Source organism: Halalkalibacter lacteus (assembly GCF_036663595.1).
In the GTDB taxonomy this organism is placed as follows: Bacteria; Bacillota; Bacilli; order Bacillales; family Bacillaceae_D; genus Halalkalibacter; species Halalkalibacter lacteus.
In genome coordinates, this window is the sequence record NZ_JAWRVL010000013.1 from 1 (window position 1) to 16521 (window position 16521).

Annotated in this window: 16 protein-coding genes; 12 read left to right on the plus strand and 4 right to left on the minus strand. The window is 38.7% G+C overall.

Annotated elements, in window-relative coordinates; genetic code table 11:
* Positions 1-272: hypothetical protein (locus tag SAZ04_RS11110; protein ID WP_332695056.1), on the plus strand; the 272-nt coding region annotated here is incomplete at its 5' end.
* A 260-nt stretch (positions 273-532) separates the two neighbouring features.
* Here SAZ04_RS11110 and SAZ04_RS11115 read toward each other — a convergent pair.
* The 3 genes from SAZ04_RS11115 to SAZ04_RS11125 form a co-directional block, all read right to left on the minus strand.
* Positions 533-907: a hypothetical protein gene (locus tag SAZ04_RS11115; protein WP_332695058.1), complete on the minus strand. Its 375-nt coding sequence runs from the start codon at positions 905-907 to the stop codon at positions 533-535.
* A 509-nt stretch (positions 908-1416) separates the two neighbouring features.
* Positions 1417-2574 carry a YncE family protein gene (locus SAZ04_RS11120; RefSeq protein ID WP_332695060.1) on the minus strand — a complete coding sequence of 386 codons (1158 nt, stop codon included), beginning with the start codon at positions 2572-2574 and terminating at the stop codon, positions 1417-1419.
* A 756-nt stretch (positions 2575-3330) separates the two neighbouring features.
* A complete protein-coding gene (locus SAZ04_RS11125; protein WP_332695061.1) occupies positions 3331-3522 on the minus strand; it encodes an aspartyl-phosphate phosphatase Spo0E family protein in 192 nt (63 codons plus the stop codon).
* A 325-nt stretch (positions 3523-3847) separates the two neighbouring features.
* Here SAZ04_RS11125 and SAZ04_RS11130 point away from each other — a divergent pair, with 325 nt between their 5' ends.
* The 10 genes from SAZ04_RS11130 to SAZ04_RS11175 all read left to right on the plus strand — a co-directional run bounded on the left by SAZ04_RS11130 (position 3848) and on the right by SAZ04_RS11175 (position 14953).
* Positions 3848-5155 carry a C40 family peptidase gene (locus tag SAZ04_RS11130; RefSeq protein ID WP_332695063.1) on the plus strand — a complete coding sequence of 436 codons (1308 nt, stop codon included), beginning with the start codon at positions 3848-3850 and terminating at the stop codon, positions 5153-5155.
* Between the two features lie 544 nt (positions 5156-5699).
* Positions 5700-7028 (plus strand): sugar ABC transporter substrate-binding protein, encoded by a 1329-nt coding sequence (locus tag SAZ04_RS11135; protein WP_332695066.1) that lies wholly within the window; start codon positions 5700-5702, stop codon positions 7026-7028.
* A gap of 127 nt (positions 7029-7155) precedes the next feature.
* Positions 7156-8496, plus strand: coding sequence for a carbohydrate ABC transporter permease (locus SAZ04_RS11140; protein ID WP_332695274.1), 1341 nt, complete (start codon positions 7156-7158; stop codon positions 8494-8496).
* Positions 8493-9332, plus strand: a complete 840-nt coding sequence (locus SAZ04_RS11145) for a sugar ABC transporter permease (protein ID WP_332695068.1) — start codon at positions 8493-8495, stop codon at positions 9330-9332. The genes SAZ04_RS11140 and SAZ04_RS11145 overlap by 4 nt, the downstream gene beginning before the upstream one ends.
* A 26-nt stretch (positions 9333-9358) precedes the next feature.
* Positions 9359-9538: a hypothetical protein gene (locus tag SAZ04_RS11150; RefSeq protein WP_431308998.1), complete on the plus strand. Its 180-nt coding sequence runs from the start codon at positions 9359-9361 to the stop codon at positions 9536-9538.
* 107 nt (positions 9539-9645) lie between these two features.
* The gene (locus SAZ04_RS11155) at positions 9646-10683 is read left to right on the plus strand and encodes a LacI family DNA-binding transcriptional regulator (protein ID WP_332695072.1); all 1038 of its coding nucleotides are present in this window, start codon (positions 9646-9648) and stop codon (positions 10681-10683) included.
* A gap of 149 nt (positions 10684-10832) precedes the next feature.
* On the plus strand, positions 10833-12584 hold the full coding sequence (locus SAZ04_RS11160) for an alpha-glycosidase (RefSeq protein ID WP_332695074.1): 1752 nt from the start codon (positions 10833-10835) through the stop codon (positions 12582-12584).
* Positions 12585-13043: 459 nt separating this feature from the next.
* Positions 13044-13823 carry a hypothetical protein gene (locus tag SAZ04_RS11165; RefSeq protein ID WP_332695076.1) on the plus strand — a complete coding sequence of 260 codons (780 nt, stop codon included), beginning with the start codon at positions 13044-13046 and terminating at the stop codon, positions 13821-13823.
* An 11-nt stretch (positions 13824-13834) separates the two neighbouring features.
* On the plus strand, positions 13835-14296 hold the full coding sequence (locus tag SAZ04_RS11170) for a hypothetical protein (protein ID WP_332695078.1): 462 nt from the start codon (positions 13835-13837) through the stop codon (positions 14294-14296).
* Between the two features lie 216 nt (positions 14297-14512).
* Positions 14513-14953 carry a CBO0543 family protein gene (locus tag SAZ04_RS11175; RefSeq protein ID WP_332695080.1) on the plus strand — a complete coding sequence of 147 codons (441 nt, stop codon included), beginning with the start codon at positions 14513-14515 and terminating at the stop codon, positions 14951-14953.
* Between the two features lie 138 nt (positions 14954-15091).
* Here SAZ04_RS11175 and SAZ04_RS11180 read toward each other — a convergent pair whose 3' ends face one another.
* Positions 15092-15244, minus strand: coding sequence for a hypothetical protein (locus SAZ04_RS11180; RefSeq protein WP_332695082.1), 153 nt, complete (start codon positions 15242-15244; stop codon positions 15092-15094).
* A gap of 505 nt (positions 15245-15749) precedes the next feature.
* Here SAZ04_RS11180 and SAZ04_RS11185 point away from each other — a divergent pair.
* The gene (locus SAZ04_RS11185; protein ID WP_332695084.1) at positions 15750-16490 is read left to right on the plus strand and encodes a SurA N-terminal domain-containing protein; all 741 of its coding nucleotides are present in this window, start codon (positions 15750-15752) and stop codon (positions 16488-16490) included.
* Positions 16491-16521: the final 31 nt, after the last annotated feature.

The window sequence follows — 16521 nt, forward strand, 5'->3', positions numbered from 1 at the left end:
CTCGTGAGGAAGCAGGTAGAAAAGGCGGAGAAGAAACTGCTAGAAAATACGATCGAAAGCACTTTGAGGAGATAGGTCAAAAAGGTGGAAGAATTTCTTCTGGAAATCAAAATACTTCCAGTAGCGATAACAACAACAACAACTCTAGCGGAACGATGACTCGTGAGGAAGCAGGTAGAAAAGGCGGAGAAGAAACTGCTAGAAAATACGATCGAAAGCACTTTGAGGAGATAGGTAAAAAGGGAGGAAGAACTTCTTCTGGAAATCAATAGACGTCCAGTAGAAACAGCAATACCAACTAATAGTGTTTAGGAGTGGGGGGCAGCCCCCGCTCTACTTAAGAGATTGCTAAGGATTTCTGGTAGGGCAGCAGAATTTTATCTATTAGCAGGCACAACGACCTCATCGCTAAATTTAAAATAATCTTCATAAAACATGAGGTATAGATCATGGAAGCCATATGCTCCATCGTTTGAAAGAGTATCAATCATCGTCAATACTGTAAATCACCCGTCTCGGTTATCAGATCCTCTCATCCTTTATTAGGAGGACCTCTCCCGGTGCTCATTTCACGTTTACTCCATTCGTTTGTTTTCATTTTCCACTCATAAACCGTATTTCTCCGCGTTCCCCAATCGTTCGCTTTCGTAAGGACGCTACTCACCGCAATTTTGCTGCTTTGATAAAGCGTTATATTAAGAATTTGGGTTCTAATAGTCTTGTCCCATCTTAAGATTGAACTAAGTTTGTTGAAGCCAAAGGCGATTTGTAGCTTCTCACTCCAATTCATGCTACACAGCCTGAATTCAACCTTGGATGTAAGAGCTGCTACTCCGTTTATCACCGCACCGCCTAATGCTAAAGAAAAGCAGAAACACATATCAACCAATCGCTTCAAATGTTCCATTACAACAACTCCCTTTCTCGCATCAAAAATAGTAGTCCGTATAAGACACCCTCATCGTAAATCGCAAGTATAAACGCTGTCAATTTCTACTTTTGTAGGAAATTGTAACTTCGGTTTTAGTGAACTGTGAGTTCTGTCGAATGGCACATTGAAATTTGTATAAACAAATCTAATAATAGAAGGAATTGCAGAATGCCCTCCTGAGTTTGATTTGAAAAAAAGGAAGAGAAAAAAACTTATCGACAAAAATGCAGTCTATCCAAGTCGATTTGCTAGAATATTTTGTATGAAAATAGAACGGAAAGAGGTCATTCGAGGCGGACATACAAGATAGTCAAAAAGTTGATACATTCCTTCGGTTTTGATTGTAAATAAAAAAGGGATAAAAAACGAAAAAATGAATAGTATGTGGGCTTAGAACCTGACCCATCATAAGGAGCCACTGAAAAAGAGGACCCTTTGTCATCCACGATGTGGAAAAAACAAAGGGTCCATACGTTAACTAGTTATTACTCTTGTACGATACGTAAATCGATACCGTGCGGGTCTCCAGTCAGTTCAATAAGATCAATTTTTTCTTTTGATTCTACATCAATGATTGAGACACCAGGAGTTTCACCAGCCATATCATGTGTTCCAGTTGCTGGCTCAGGTCCGCGAAGTGTCACGTAAAACAATGATCCATCTGGAGAGAATGTAACTAAATCAGGAGCATCCCCAACAAAATCAACCGTATCAACGACTTCAAAAGTTTCAACATCAATAATCGCAGCATCATCTGTGACGCGGTTAACCATCCATAGGTGCTTGCCATCTTTTGTAATTCTCACGCCATGAGCATCCGTACCACCAGTTTCTCCAGTGTAGATTAACTCATCTGTTTCTGTATCAAATACATAGTATTCTGCTAATTCAGTTGAACCAGAGTTTGCAAACATATGCTTTCCATCAGGAGAAAGAATTGTTCCGCAACCATGAGCGCCAACTTGTGACTTTCCGAATGATTGGATAACTTCAAAAGTTTCAACATCAACAACGACTAATCCACCGCCGCCAAGTGTTACATATGCTTTGCTGCTATCAGCAGTGAAGGCAAGGCAAATGGGGTTTTGATTAGGAAACTCTTCTTCATCTTGCAAGGCTTCAACAGCACTTAAGTCTAATTCTCTTTCAACGACGAATTCTTCATTTTCTTTATCAACTGAAATGTCTGAAAGAGATCGCGCAGGAACATTAGCTACTAGAACGCGTTCTCCGTCAGGACTTGGAATTGCCGCATGTGCGCCTTCTCCAGTTTCAAGTGTTGTTAGAACAGTACGATCTTCGGCACGAATAACAGATACAGTACCTGAACCCATATTTGCTACATAAGCATAATCGCCTTCTTCATCGAATACTAACATATGTGGCTTTTCGCCAACATCATTGAAGTCAATTGTTTCGACAATCTCATGAGTCGCTCCATCAATGATATGTATTTCGTTTGTTCCTTGATCGGCTACCCAAACTTCATAGTCTGTAGCACTTAGTTCTTCTGTGCCTTCTTCTGCATCAACTTCCTCGTCAGCTGGTGTCTCTTCTGTTGATGTAGAGTCAGATCCACATGCAGTAACGAATAAAAGCAGTGAAGCAAGCACGATACCTAAAAGCAATTTACTAATCTTCAAAATAAAATCCCCCTAAAAATATTAAAATATTAAACATATAAGAATAATATGTTTTACAGTTTAAAATTATAACAAAAGACCCAAAATGTTACAATGGTGTTACGGAAAATAGTTGAATAGTTCAAAAGTTCAATATGGTCATAATGGATGTAATGCACGTCATTACAAGAAGAAAGCTAATATTATCCGAATGTTAGTTTTTTTGATAAGAGGAAGGTAGTGGTTATTTAGTAGTGATATGGGAGTTGGAGTCAGACCCAACTAGCTCAGCTCGCGCTAGTAAACAGAAATGAACTTGGAGAAAGTGTCCATACTTCCGCAATTGATCAGAATGGAATCATTCTTGCCCACCGAGATCGCTAGTTTATTCGTGAACGGAGGTTGTCCGCGATTAATGAGAAGATTTCAAATGGCGAATTAGGATATGAAGAGGTCGTTTAAAATGAGGGAATTCCATGTATGCTTCGTATCAACACATTCCGGAGTTAAATGGGGGTGTAAGCGCCCATTTAACTGTAAGCAACACATTTGAACTACTCGATTCATTTAAGTCAATCTGGAAAAAGGGTAACCGCCAACGCCGGTGCTACTGAAAAAGGTTGCTTTTTACCTTTTTCAGTGCCCTTTAAGCAATGAGCGTATCCGTTACAGTCGATTCTAATTCGCTGAGTTATGCTCGACAGCTTCTTAAACTTTGTTTCTCTTCCTTCCCACTTCTAGCGATGATTTCTTACATGAAATCTTCATACATCCTTCTTATGCACTAGTGTATGTATCTTTTCCATAGGAGAAATGTTTCATATAAAGAATGATTAATTTATCCAACTCTTGACTGCACCGCAATGTATCGACGCTATCCATGCCTGAATAAATAGCAATCGTAACCATTTGGTTCTTTAGTTTTTCTATACGATTTAGCAACAATACCTCAATTTTATATTTGTCCATGTCGCATACCCCAATATTAAAATTATTTTATATGTTTATTATAGGGTTAAAATCCCGGATTTAAAGCATTTCGACAAAAGTTCTAAATCATAGACATTTTTATTTATAGAAGAAAGCAAGATCGACAGAAAGCTCCATAAAGCTCAGTGGCTTAAAAGTAACAGCGCGGTCAGAATAGCCAATCGTATGAAATTTTTTCCATTAAATAGGTCTTTCGACACGAATCTATAATAATAGCGAAAATAGTAGCTAGTCACGCTAGATAAATAGAGGTAAAATTAGTTAAATAATAGATATTTTTGGCTAAATAGGAGGTTTCGTGTAGATGAATCAAGCATCAACAATGCGAAAAGTCGTCATATCTTCTACTTTTGCGACAGGGATTTTTCTTGCAATCCCGCAAATGGCAGATGCGGCACTTGGTGATCAACCCCTACGTGTAGGGATGGATCATTCAGATGTTAAGGAATTACAAGATGTCCTAAAGAAAAAAGGGCATTTCACTTTCGAGCGCTCAACTGGTTATTATGGTCCGATTACAGCCGATGCCGTTCGTGATTTTCAACGAAAACACAAGTTGCAAGTCGATGGAATAGCTGGACCGCAAACGCTATCGAAGTTATTATCAGAAATGGGTGGGCAAGCTCCTGCAGCCCCTTCTAAACCTTCAACATCTACATCAGGATCTGGCTCACTTACGAACACGACAATGCTACGCTTTGGCTCTAGCGGAAAGCAAGTTGAGCAACTTCAACAAAAGTTAAAAGAAAAAGGGTATTATTCTTTTTCTATTACTGGTCAATTTGCTCGCATTACAGAACAGGCCGTCCGTGATTTCCAAAAAGCAAGCAACATCAAAGTCGATGGAATCGTCGGACCACAGACACTATCTCACTTGCTAAACGAACCAAACCCATCCGAAACGAGTTACAAAAAAAATGATAAGAAAATTGCAAGTGAAGTCGTCAAAAATCCAGCCCCGCCTGCACATTCAACATCAACTCTTCGCGTTGGCAGCAGTGGACAAGCCGTAAAAAATTTACAAGCACAGCTACGCTCAGTAGGCGTATTCAATCAAGCGCCAACAGGTTATTATGGTGAAATTACAGCGAAGGCTGTGAGAAACTTTCAAAAAGTACATAACTTACCCGTTGATGGAATTGCTGGTTCTAAAACAATTAGTAAGTTAAAGGAAGTCGCAACAAATAAGTCATCAAGCTCAAGCTCCCCTGCACCATCAAAGGAACCATCACGTGCTAGTAGCAGTCCGGCAGCACTCGTGACGAACCTTGTTGCAGAAGCAGCCAATCACATTGGTGTTCCATACCTTTGGGGCGGACAATCCACTGCTGGATTTGATTGCAGTGGGTTTGTTCAGTACGTCTTCCGCCAACAAGGGATCTCAATCTCGCGCACTGTAGCACAGCAATGGAATGCAGGAAAATCTGTTTCGCAACCGTCCGTTGGAGATCTAGTCTTCTTTGAAACTTATACGAAAGGCCCATCTCATAACGGCATCTATATTGGAAACAACCAATTCGTGCACAGCGGCTCCTCAACAGGTGTTACGATTACGAGCATGAATAATCCTTACTGGAAAGAGCGTTACTTAGGAGCGAAACGCCTCTATTAAAAACGCCTAAAAGACTTGTTCTCTGTCTATGATGACAGAAAGCAAGTCTTTTTGACGTGCAGCAAGGTGCTCTCGGCTGCTGCACCGAAGGCATCGAATATCTTGCCTGGAAACTCGCTAACAAAGCCTGTTCACTGTTATTTTTCGCTTTTCACTAGATGAAAATCAAATTCGCTCATAAATCGAGAAATTGGTAATAAAGAACCAGACCTCACTAAGCTCGTAAATTAGATTGTACGTAGCATTATTAAGTATTGACAAACTAAATCTGTAAATCTATAATCAAATTTATAAGTGAAAACGCTTGCATGATCAAGTAATAAAACGAGCACTCTTCATGTAGTGAATATTTTTTTACAAAGTGATGAAACGTTATACCATAAGTTGTTTCACCTGAAATATAAAACGCTTATAAACAACTGATTTTAAGTTATATATTATGATTAAACGTTTTATCAAAATTTGATTATTGCATGCTAGTTTGGTGAAATTTATCAAAATGGCATTGAAATAATAAATAAAAAAGAAAAAGGTGGGGGATTCAATGAAAAAGGTTTTTAGTCTACTCTTTATTACACTGTTAATTTTAGTACTAACTGCATGCGGAAAACCGGGTGCTTCAGAACAATCAAGTGCACCAGAACCGGAAGCTTCTGAAGATACGGCGGAAGATACATCAGCTGAGGTAGCTGAACTTGAACCAGAAGAAGGTGCCGAGCTTGTAATATGGGGTAACGGGGATCTAGAAGCTGAGTGGACACAATATGTTGCAGATGAGTTTTCTGAAAAATATGGGATTCCAGTAACCATTGAAGATGTAGGGCATACGGATGCACCAGGGAAGTTACAAACAGATGGGCCTGCAGGGCTTGGTGGAGATGTATTTACAGGAGCGCATGATCATGTCGGGAATATGGATGCGGCTGGGTTAATCTATGAAAATTATTACACGGAAGAATACAAGGAACGTTTCATGGAAAGTGCGATCACAGGGGTTTCTGCCAATTCAGATGGAGAGTATAAAACATTCGGTTATCCTCTAGCAATTGAAACAGTTGGCCTTTTTTATAACGAAGATCTATTAGACGAAATGGGCTTTGAGCCTGCAAAAACGATGGATGAGATGATTGAACAATCGAAAGAATTTATGGAACAAAATCCAGGTTCCTATGGTTTTATGATCGAGCCGGGTAATTTCTACTTGCTGCATGGGTTCCTTGGAGCAAATGGTGGGTATGTGTTCGGAGACAACAACACAGACCCAACTGATATTGGATTGAATAACGAAGGTGGACTTGCAGCTGCTGAATTGATGACACAAATTCGTGATGAAATCCTGCCACTTAAAAAAGAAGATATTACAGGCGATGTTGTCAGCTCGCACTTTAATGAAGGCAAACTTTTATACTATATGTCAGGTCCATGGGCTCTAAGAGGCCACAGTGAAGCGGGTGTGAATTTTGGTGTTACAACGATGCCGACAGTAGAAAATGGCGAAGTCCCTACTACTTTCTCAGGAATTAAGGCATTGTTTGTGAACGCGTATAGTGACTATCCAAGAGCTGCAACGTTGTTAGCACACTTTGCTACAAGTGATGAAATGCTTGAAAAACGCTATGAAATAACAGGGCAATTGCCACCTACGTTTGCATTTCTTGATAGTGATACACTGAAAGAAGATTTATATAATTTAGTATTCTTAGATCAAGCGCAATATTCAGTTTCTATGCCTAATATCCCTGAAATGCAAAATGTATGGGGGGCAATGGAAGTCGCATTTACTTCTATTTGGAACGATGACAAGGATGCGCAAGCTGAACTTGATAAAGCAGTCGGGCAAATTAAAGACGCAGTGGATTCACAAACAAAATAACTAAAAAAGGGGTCAGACCCAAAGCTGTACTTTAAAGTGGGAAAGCGGGGTCTGACTCCCTCAATAAGGAGGGTGAATGATGAATGCGTTGAAGCAAGAACATAATATTGATTTGCAAACAAACGGAATGAAAAAAGTGCAACCGCCTCCTCAGAAACCATTTCTGACAAAACCGAAAATTGCTGCTACTTTGTCCTTTTTATTTATGGGGCTTGGGCAAATCTATAATAAACAAATTGTGAAAGGTCTCTCTCTTCTCGCTTTGCAATTGTATCTTCTTATTTTCTGGACCGTTCCTTTTCAATGGGCAATGTGGGGTTTGACCACCCTTGGCGAAACGGCGCAAACGCGGAGTGGATTTGACATTAGTCAAGGAGATCATTCCATCTTTTTAATGATCGAAGGGATTTTGTTTTTAATTTCATTCTTGCTTTTCCTCTGGTTTTTCTATTTGAATATCCGTGATGCTTATAAAGTTGCTGCAAAGAAGGAAAAAGGAATTAAACCGAACAATGTAGGTGAAATGTTTACAAACATTTGGGAAAATGGATTCCCTTACATTTTATTAACACCGTCTGTTATATTTACTTCTTTCTTAACGATTCTACCATTGTTATTTGGTATTTTAATTGCTTTTACAAACTATTCAGCCCCGAACCATTTGCCGCCAAAGCACTTAGTCGATTGGGTTGGATTTGATACATTTGTTCAGTTATTTCAAATGAAAACGTGGAGTACCACTTTTTATGGCGTTTTTACGTGGACAATCGTGTGGGCCATACTTGCTACAATCACAACATTCTTTTTAGGACTCATTTTTGCTGTATTAATAAGTCAAAAAGGAATCAAATACAAGAAGTTTTGGCGCAGCATCTTTATTTTGCCGTGGGCGATTCCGCAGTTTGTCTCGATTTTAATTTTCAGGAATATCTTTAACGGACAATTTGGACCGATTAATCAGTACTTAATGGATTTAGGCTTAATTGCAACCGCGATTCCTTGGTTATCTGATCCATTGTTGGCGAAATTTACACTTGTTGTTGTCAACATGTGGTTTGGTTTTCCGTTCTGGATGGTATTGATGAGCGGGGTTATGACAAGTATCGATAAAGAATTGTACGAAGCAGCGGATGTGGACGGAGCATCACCATTTCAAAAGTTCCGCAAAATTACATTGCCGTTAATCATGTTTGCAACGGCACCGCTTGCGATTATGTCGTTTGCCGGAAATTTCAACAACTTTAATCTTATCTATCTTATGACAGAAGGTGGACCAGTCAATTCGGATTATGCATATGCAGGCTCTACCGATATTTTAATTAGCTGGATTTACAAATTGACACTCGACAATAGTCAATTTGCGGTGGCTTCGGTTGTCTCGATTTTAATTTTCATAGTTATTGCAACGTTCTCCATCTATAACTTTAGAAAAACAAGAGCCTTTAAAGAGGAGGATATGATGTCATGATCGGTGTATCTTTGCGAAATAAACTGATGAACGCGTTGATTTATACAATTTTAATTATGACGGCGATCTTTGTTCTATACCCAGTTGTGTGGGTCATCACCGGTTCCATGAATCCTGGAGATTCACTGTTTTCGACAAGGCTAATTCCAGAGTCTTTATCGTTTCGCCATTATACGTACTTATTCACAGAAACGAATTATCTTCTTTGGTACAAAAATACGTTCAAAATTGCGTTTTGGAACATGATATTTTCTACGTTTCTAGTTGTGACAGCAGCATATGCCTTTTCACGATTTCGCTTTCCTGGTAGAAGACAGGGTTTAATGGCGATGCTTGTTTTGCAAATGTTCCCTGGTTTCATGGGAATGATTGCGATCTATATTCTACTATTGCAATTGAATTTACTAGATAATCATTGGGGATTAATTTTAGTTTATGCTGGTGGGTCGATTCCATTTGGTGCATGGCTTGTGAAGGGATATTTTGACGGGCTGCCGAGAAGTTTAGAAGAAGCGGCAAAAATTGATGGGGCAAGTGATGTGACGATATTCGTAAAAATTATGATGCCGCTCTCAAAGCCCATTTTGATTTTTATTGCAGTTACGAATTTTATCGGGCCGTGGATGGACTTTATTTTTGCAAGACTTGTTCTTCGCTCTGGGGAAAAGAAAACATTGGCCGTTGGGTTGTTTGAAATGGTCACAGGGCGTGGAAATAGTGAATTTACGACTTTTGCGGCTGGGGCTGTACTCGTAGCCGTTCCGATCACGATCTTATTTTTCATGTTTCAGTCTCAATTGGTAGATGGTCTGAAAGCAGGAGCAAATAAAGGATAGTAGATGTGAACAGATGAAAGAAGGGCATCGTTTCATTTAAAAGACTAACTAGTGATGAAGTGGTACTTGTCTTTCATAATGTATCAAAAGAATCAGCTGCTGTGACAGTAGACGAAGAAGATGAAACGTTTAATCAGGTCTATTATTCTACATTTGACAAGCCGAAACTAGGTGCCACGATTGATCTCCCGCCTTATTCTACTTAATTTTATCGGTAGAATGATGGACAAATGATACGGTCTCGGTGAAATGAAAAATGTCCTTTCCTATAGTATAATGATAGGTAATATAGGTAATGAGAGGAAATACTTACATGGATAGACCGACAATAAAGGACATTGCGAAATTGGCCAATGTTTCAATCGGGACCGTATCAAATGTCATTAATGGCAAAGGGCGATTCTCTGAAGAGACAAGAAAAAAAATTGAAAAAATCATTAAGCAGTCCAACTACATGCCTAATGTAGCAGCACGGAGTTTAAGAGATAAAATTAATCCTCTGATTGCGATGGTCGTCCCTTATGCTCCAAGGGGAAAGGTCTTGGATAATCCTTTTTTCTCACAGCTTGTATCCGGGGTTGAAAGTGGGGCAAGAGACAGGAAGTTTCACGTCATTTTTACTGGTGAAAAAGATGAGCCTGATCTATCCTATTTATTAGAAAAAAACATCAATGGCCTAATTGTGTTCGGGGCAAATGAAAATACGGAGTTTTTAGATGATATCCAAAAGTTACAATTACCTACTGTGTACATGGACAGTTATCTTTCAGATCCAGATCTATACCAAGTCGGATTGAATGATGAAATGGGTGTATATTTAGGAACGAAATATTTAATCAGTTTGGGCCATAGATCGATTGTTGTTATTTCTTATGGGTGGCTTGGTGACGCCGAACATACCGGTAGTGTTAATCATTGTCGTTTATTAGGTTACCGTAAGGCACTAGAGGAAGCGGGAATTCCATTTAATCAAGATTTAGTGATAGAGGGTGCTTTTTCTGTAGAGGATGGGTATCATGCAGCACAACAAGTATTACAGTTAAGAGATCAAGCAACTGCTTGTTTTGCCTTTTCTGACATAGCTGCAATGGGCCTGATCAAAGGGTTTTATGATTTAAATATTTCTGTACCAGATGATTTTTCTGTCATGGGATTTGATGATCTCTACTTCTCAGAATACCTAACCCCAGGTTTAACAACAGTAAGGCAGGATATTTATGGAAGAGGTCAAGCTGCTGTAAAATTATTAATTGACCAAATTGAGAATAAAAATGACCTTGAGGATAAACAAATTATTTGTCCAGTGAGTTTAAAAGTAAGGCAAAGTACCGCAGCAGTAAGGAAGCCGTAAGATCATTCGAAAATGGTAGGAAATTAGGAGTATGCTTTTTGCTGCTCCTTCTCGCAATTGATAAAACGTTTAATCAACGAGGTGCCTGGTACCTGTCGAATCAAAGGTCTAGCACCTAATTTTCCTAATCTGAAAGGGGTCATTCCATTTTGTTAAAAGAAGCGATTTATCACAAACCAGCAAACAATTTTGCTTATTCATACGACAAGGAAACACTCCACATCCGCCTTCGTGCGAAAAAAGGAGATGTAACAAAAGCCTATTTGATCTTTGGAGATCCATATCAATGGACGGAGGCAGGCTGGACGAATGCGACGAAGCCCATGTCATTAGAAGGAAGCGATGAGCTCTTTGACTATTGGTTTGTTGAAGTCAAACCTGAGTATCGCCGCATGCGTTACGGGTTTGAACTCTATTCTGAAAATGAATCGATTGTTTATGGAGAAAGAGGATTCAAAGACCGCGACCCGAAAGAAACGAACTTTTATTTCTGTTTCCCATTTTTAAATGAAATTGATGTCTTCGGGGCACCAGAGTGGGTCAAGGATACAGTGTGGTATCAAATCTTCCCTGAACGATTTGCAAATGGGAATGCAGACTTAGACCCTAAAGGAACACTCCCATGGGGAAGTGAGGATCCGAAGCCTGACAGCTTTTTTGGCGGTGATTTTGAAGGGGTTATTAATAATATTGACCATTTGGTTGAGTTGGGGATTACCGGGATTTACTTCACGCCAATCTTTAAGGCTACAACAAACCATAAATATGACACGATCGATTACTTAGAAATTGACCCTCAATTTGGCGACAAACAAACATTTAAGAAACTAGTTGAAACGTGTCATCAAAAAGGCATCCGTGTCATGCTTGATGCGGTCTTTAATCATAGTGGGTTTTATTTCGATGCCTTTCAAGATGTCTTAGAAAAACAAGAACAATCCAAGTACGTAGATTGGTTTCATTTAAGAGAATTTCCAGTGAAAATTCTACCGGAACCGAATTATGATACGTTTGCCTTTACACATATGATGCCAAAGTTAAACACTGAGAACCCTGAAGTAAAGGAATACTTGCTAAATGTTGGTCGTTATTGGATCGAGGAATTCAACATTGATGGCTGGAGACTTGATGTCGCAAATGAAGTTGACCACCAATTTTGGAGAGAATTTCGAACAGCAGTGAAGTCAGTGAACCCTGACGTCTACATTCTTGGCGAAATCTGGCACGATTCGATGCCGTGGCTACAAGGAGATCAATTCGATGCCGTCATGAATTATCCTTTCACGGAAGCGACCTTAGACTTTATTGCGAAAGATGAAATCGATGCAGAGCAATTTGCCCAACAATTAACAAACGTCCTCACTTCCTATCCGAAAAATGTAAATGAGGCAGCGTTTAATTTATTAGGAAGCCATGATACTCCACGGATCCTAACGATAAGCAAGGACAGTAAGGAGAAACTAAAGCTATTATTCTTATTCCAGTTATCTTTCATCGGAACACCTTGTATTTATTATGGCGATGAAATTGGGTTAACTGGTGAAAATGATCCTGGTTGTCGAAAGTGTATGCCTTGGGAAAAGGAAGATCAAGATCTAGAATTGTTTACCTTTGTCAAAAAAGTCGTTGCATTACGAAAAGAGTATCCTGCATTTGGAAATCATGGCGAATTCAACATGTTAGAAACAAACCGTAACACGAACCATATTGTCTATTCCAAGCAAGTAAATAATGAAACGATAATTATTGCCATCAATAATTCAAATGAAAGCATTCAGGTGAATATTCCGTATGACTTTACTGGTAGAAAACCAGTGGACTTATGGAACAAAGAACCTATGAAAGAGAGTTCAAATATTGAATTGGATCCATATGGTTTCTCAATTATTGAAGTGAAATAGGCGAGGGCACTGAAAAAGGTTGCTTTTTACCTTTTTCAGTGCCCTCGACAGGCGTTACGATTACGAGCAAAGCCATTTCATTATGTAAGCCCCAAAAAGACTTGTTCTCTGTCTACGATGACAGAAAGCAAGTCTTTTTAGCGTGCAGCGAAGGCACCTTGGCTGCAGCGCGAAAGACAAACGCGAATCATGCTTGAAAACTGGCTAATACGACTTGAAAAATCGCTAATAAAGCCCGTTCGCTGTTATTTTGGCGATTCCGCTGATATTTTTTACTTTTCGTTCTATAAAAATTGAAATTCGCTGTTAAATTGGGAAATTCGCAATAAAGAACAATAGGAAGCAGCGCTACTGTATCGATCGCAATAGAACGAAACAAATATTTTCCATGGATTAAGCCCTAATAATTGTAAATGCTAATCAAAAAGAGTATTTGACTAACAGATGAGGGAAAACAGCATGAACAACTTTAAACCAACAAATAAGGAACGACGCTTTAAAGCCCATGTTAGTCTTTTGGGAACAACACAATTACATTTACGAAATCCATATATCATTGCTTGGTGGTCTGCGGCCTTTCCTGGTTTTGGACATCTTCTTTTATCTAAATATCTCAGAGGGTATACGTTATTTCTCTGGGAAATTATCATAAATGTCATGTCAAATTTAAATCTTTCGATGGTGTATTCCTTTACTGGGAATATCGAAATGGCAAAAGAAGTCCTTGACCCTAGGTGGTTCCTTTTGTACATACCCGTCTATCTATTTGCAATATGGGACAGTTACCGGACAGCTGTTGATATGAATAAAGTATATATACTCGCTGAACGAGAAAATGCTGACTTTAACACATACAGTATAGGGGCGTTGGAAGTAAACTATTTGGATAAAAGGCGACCCGCGATGGCTGTCATATGGTCTCTTTTCATGCCCGGGATGGGACAACTCTATATTCACAGAATTGTGACCGGAGCCTTTTCCTTAATATGGATTATTGTTTTTGTTTACTTTTCGAAACTGCTTATTGCTGTTCATTTGCTTTTTTTAGGAGAAATCGCTCAAGCAACAGAAGTAGTAGACCCGCAGTGGCTGCTGTTCATCCCATCGCTTTATGGATTTTCTATATATGACTCATATATTAATACAGTAGAAGACAACAAATTATTTGAAAGTGAACAAAGAAAATTTTTGAGCAAACACTATCAACAGTACCGAGTGAAAATCCCGAGTAAGACGTGAGGTGAGAGAATTTGCAAATATTTTCGACTTATGAACACTCCTCTTATCTAGAATTAGCCATTTCAGCATTAGAAAAAATAGGAATTGAAAAAGAACGGATTCTAGCTGTGCCTCTTGAGAATCGAGTCGAAGAAAGAAGGTTGTTAGATACATTACATCGAGCGGATGGGGTTAGCTTATTTGATAAAGGAGCAGCGATAGGAACTGCATTTTCTGTCATCGGAGGTAGTGTTGGTTTTGTATTAGAATGGGGTCCGATTTACTGGGGGTTAATTGGTGCTGCCAGTGGGTTTATTCTTGGGTTTATCATTGACTATTTCATCTTTAAAGTCGTTCATAAGCGAAACAGATTAATTAGAGGGAAGAATTCAGAAGTCGTCTTAGTTATAAATTGTAGCAAAGAGGAAGTAGAAAAAGTGGAAAAGATTCTATGGGGAAACCTTGCTCTTGGAGTGGCGAAAGTCGAGGATTAAATTCAATGAAAAGGTCCAAATTCAAAAACAAGTGTAGTGATGTTTTTATAGAAGTGATCATAGTGAAAATGGATCATAATGTTTTTATCAATTGAGCATTCTAATGTAAGGAGGGTGTGTGCTTTAATGAAGAATAATAAATGTCAAAAAAATTTATTGAGAATCCTATTAGTACTCACTTTAAGCTGTTTAGCCACTTTGCTAAGAAAACCGCCATTGAAAGATTGGATATTGGTTTATGTTTACAATGCTGTAACAAATGGAATCATTGATAAAATGATTGTTAAACGCAACATCGTTCAATATCCAGTTCGATTGTTACCAAAACTCTTTAACATACATATTTTATTTGACTTTTTTGTCTATCCAACTATCACCGTTATGTATAACCAAATAACTTATAAAAATAAACCTTTACTTATATTCTATAAATTGTTGTATTTCACGATTCCGATGCTATTGCTTGAACTTTGGGCAGAGAAAAAAACAGATTTAATTAAATGGAACAAAGGATGGAAATGGTATCACACATTAATCACGATTACGATTAAGTCTTCAATAACTAGGTCAGTCATTGGACTAGTAAGGTATTTAAGGCAGAGAAGAAAGCAAAAGAAGGAACGTGAAGGAACACAGCTGGAACATAAGAGCATATGAACTTTTAGATAGTAGTGGTCGGTAAAAAGAGAAGAATCCCCATTGGACGATAACATCCAATGGGGATTTTTCTTACACTCGTACTGCTACCTTATTTAAATGAAGGGGAGGAGTCACGTTGCCTTTCCTGCTGTATGATTAAGAGCCCCAAAATCGTTCTTTATTCAAAGGTATGTAAATTTCATCCCCATGAATTTGACGATGTAAAATTGGATTTCCAAAGAGATCTTTCACATGATATTTCTCCTGTTTGGCTCTTGTAGTCGTATAAATCATAATTTTTTCATTCATTCAAATGCCTCCTAGTTTCCAGAGTTGTGATGCCCACCAATAATAAAAGGGACTACACTGAATTTGAGTTACATTTATAGAGTAACCTGGCGAAAGAGGAAATATGTGTTTGAAGATGGTGAACATTTCGAAACAACTTTTCTTAGGAAGCTATTGAAGCCGGTACCCCAATCCTCCTTGCAGTATCATAGCTTCGCTTGTTACGAGATCATAGTCCCAACCAGCCTCAATCATGTTTCTACAAGTAGGGGGCGTAACGGGGTCAAATACCCTCTTCGATTAATTATAAATATCTTTTTACATAATTTTTCAAATAACAGCATGACAAGAGTGCCCAACCTTGTTAAATCAAGAGTAAGTCTATGTGTGCACGCTCATTCTTTTTCATAATTAAGTCTTCTTGTCCTAATGCAGTACGTTAGAGAGTATGTTTCCACTGCTTTCTGATTATTTTGATGTTACAATAACGACAGGTTTTTTGAACAGAGAAAGGGGTATGATTACTTTGAAAAAGAAATTAGCAATGGGGTTTGGGGTTTGCGCACTAGCATTTGGACTAGCTGCTTGCGGAGGAGAAGAGACTCCAACTCAAGAAGAGCCAGTTGCGTCTGAAGAGACAGAAGGCGTAGATCATCCTGAACAAGAAATGGGATCAATGATTGATACGGAGGACATTCCTGATGTTGTTGCGACCGTAAACGGAGAAGATATAGAAAAAGGAATGTATGTAACGACTGTTGAACAGCAAGCAATGCAAGCTGCTATGCAAGGTCTTGATTTAGAAAGTGAAGAAGGGAAAGAGTATGTAGAAGAGCTTAAAGATCAAGTGCTCGACCAATTCATTAATTCGATGCTGATTGACGACGCTGCAAGCAACGAAGGACTTGAAGTAACTGAAGAAGAAATTGATAATGGCATTACTGAGCTTATGGCTCAATATGGTATTGAATCGGAGGAACAGCTTCAAGAACTATTAGAAGCTCAAGGAGCACAAATGGATGAGCTTCGAGATGATGTTGCAAACAACGTAAAGAGTAGTAAGTACATGGATCAAAAGGTAGCAGAGATTGAAATTTCTGACGAAGAAATTCAAGCCTTTTATGACGAAGAGATAGCTGCTGCTTCAGAAGATGAATCTGAACTACCGTCTTTAGAAGAAATAAGTTCTGACATTGAGTTTCAATTGCAGATGGACGCAGTTATTTCAACATTAAAAGAAAATAGTGACGTAACGATTAACATTTAATTAATGAAGGCATAAGGGTACTTTGTTCCTT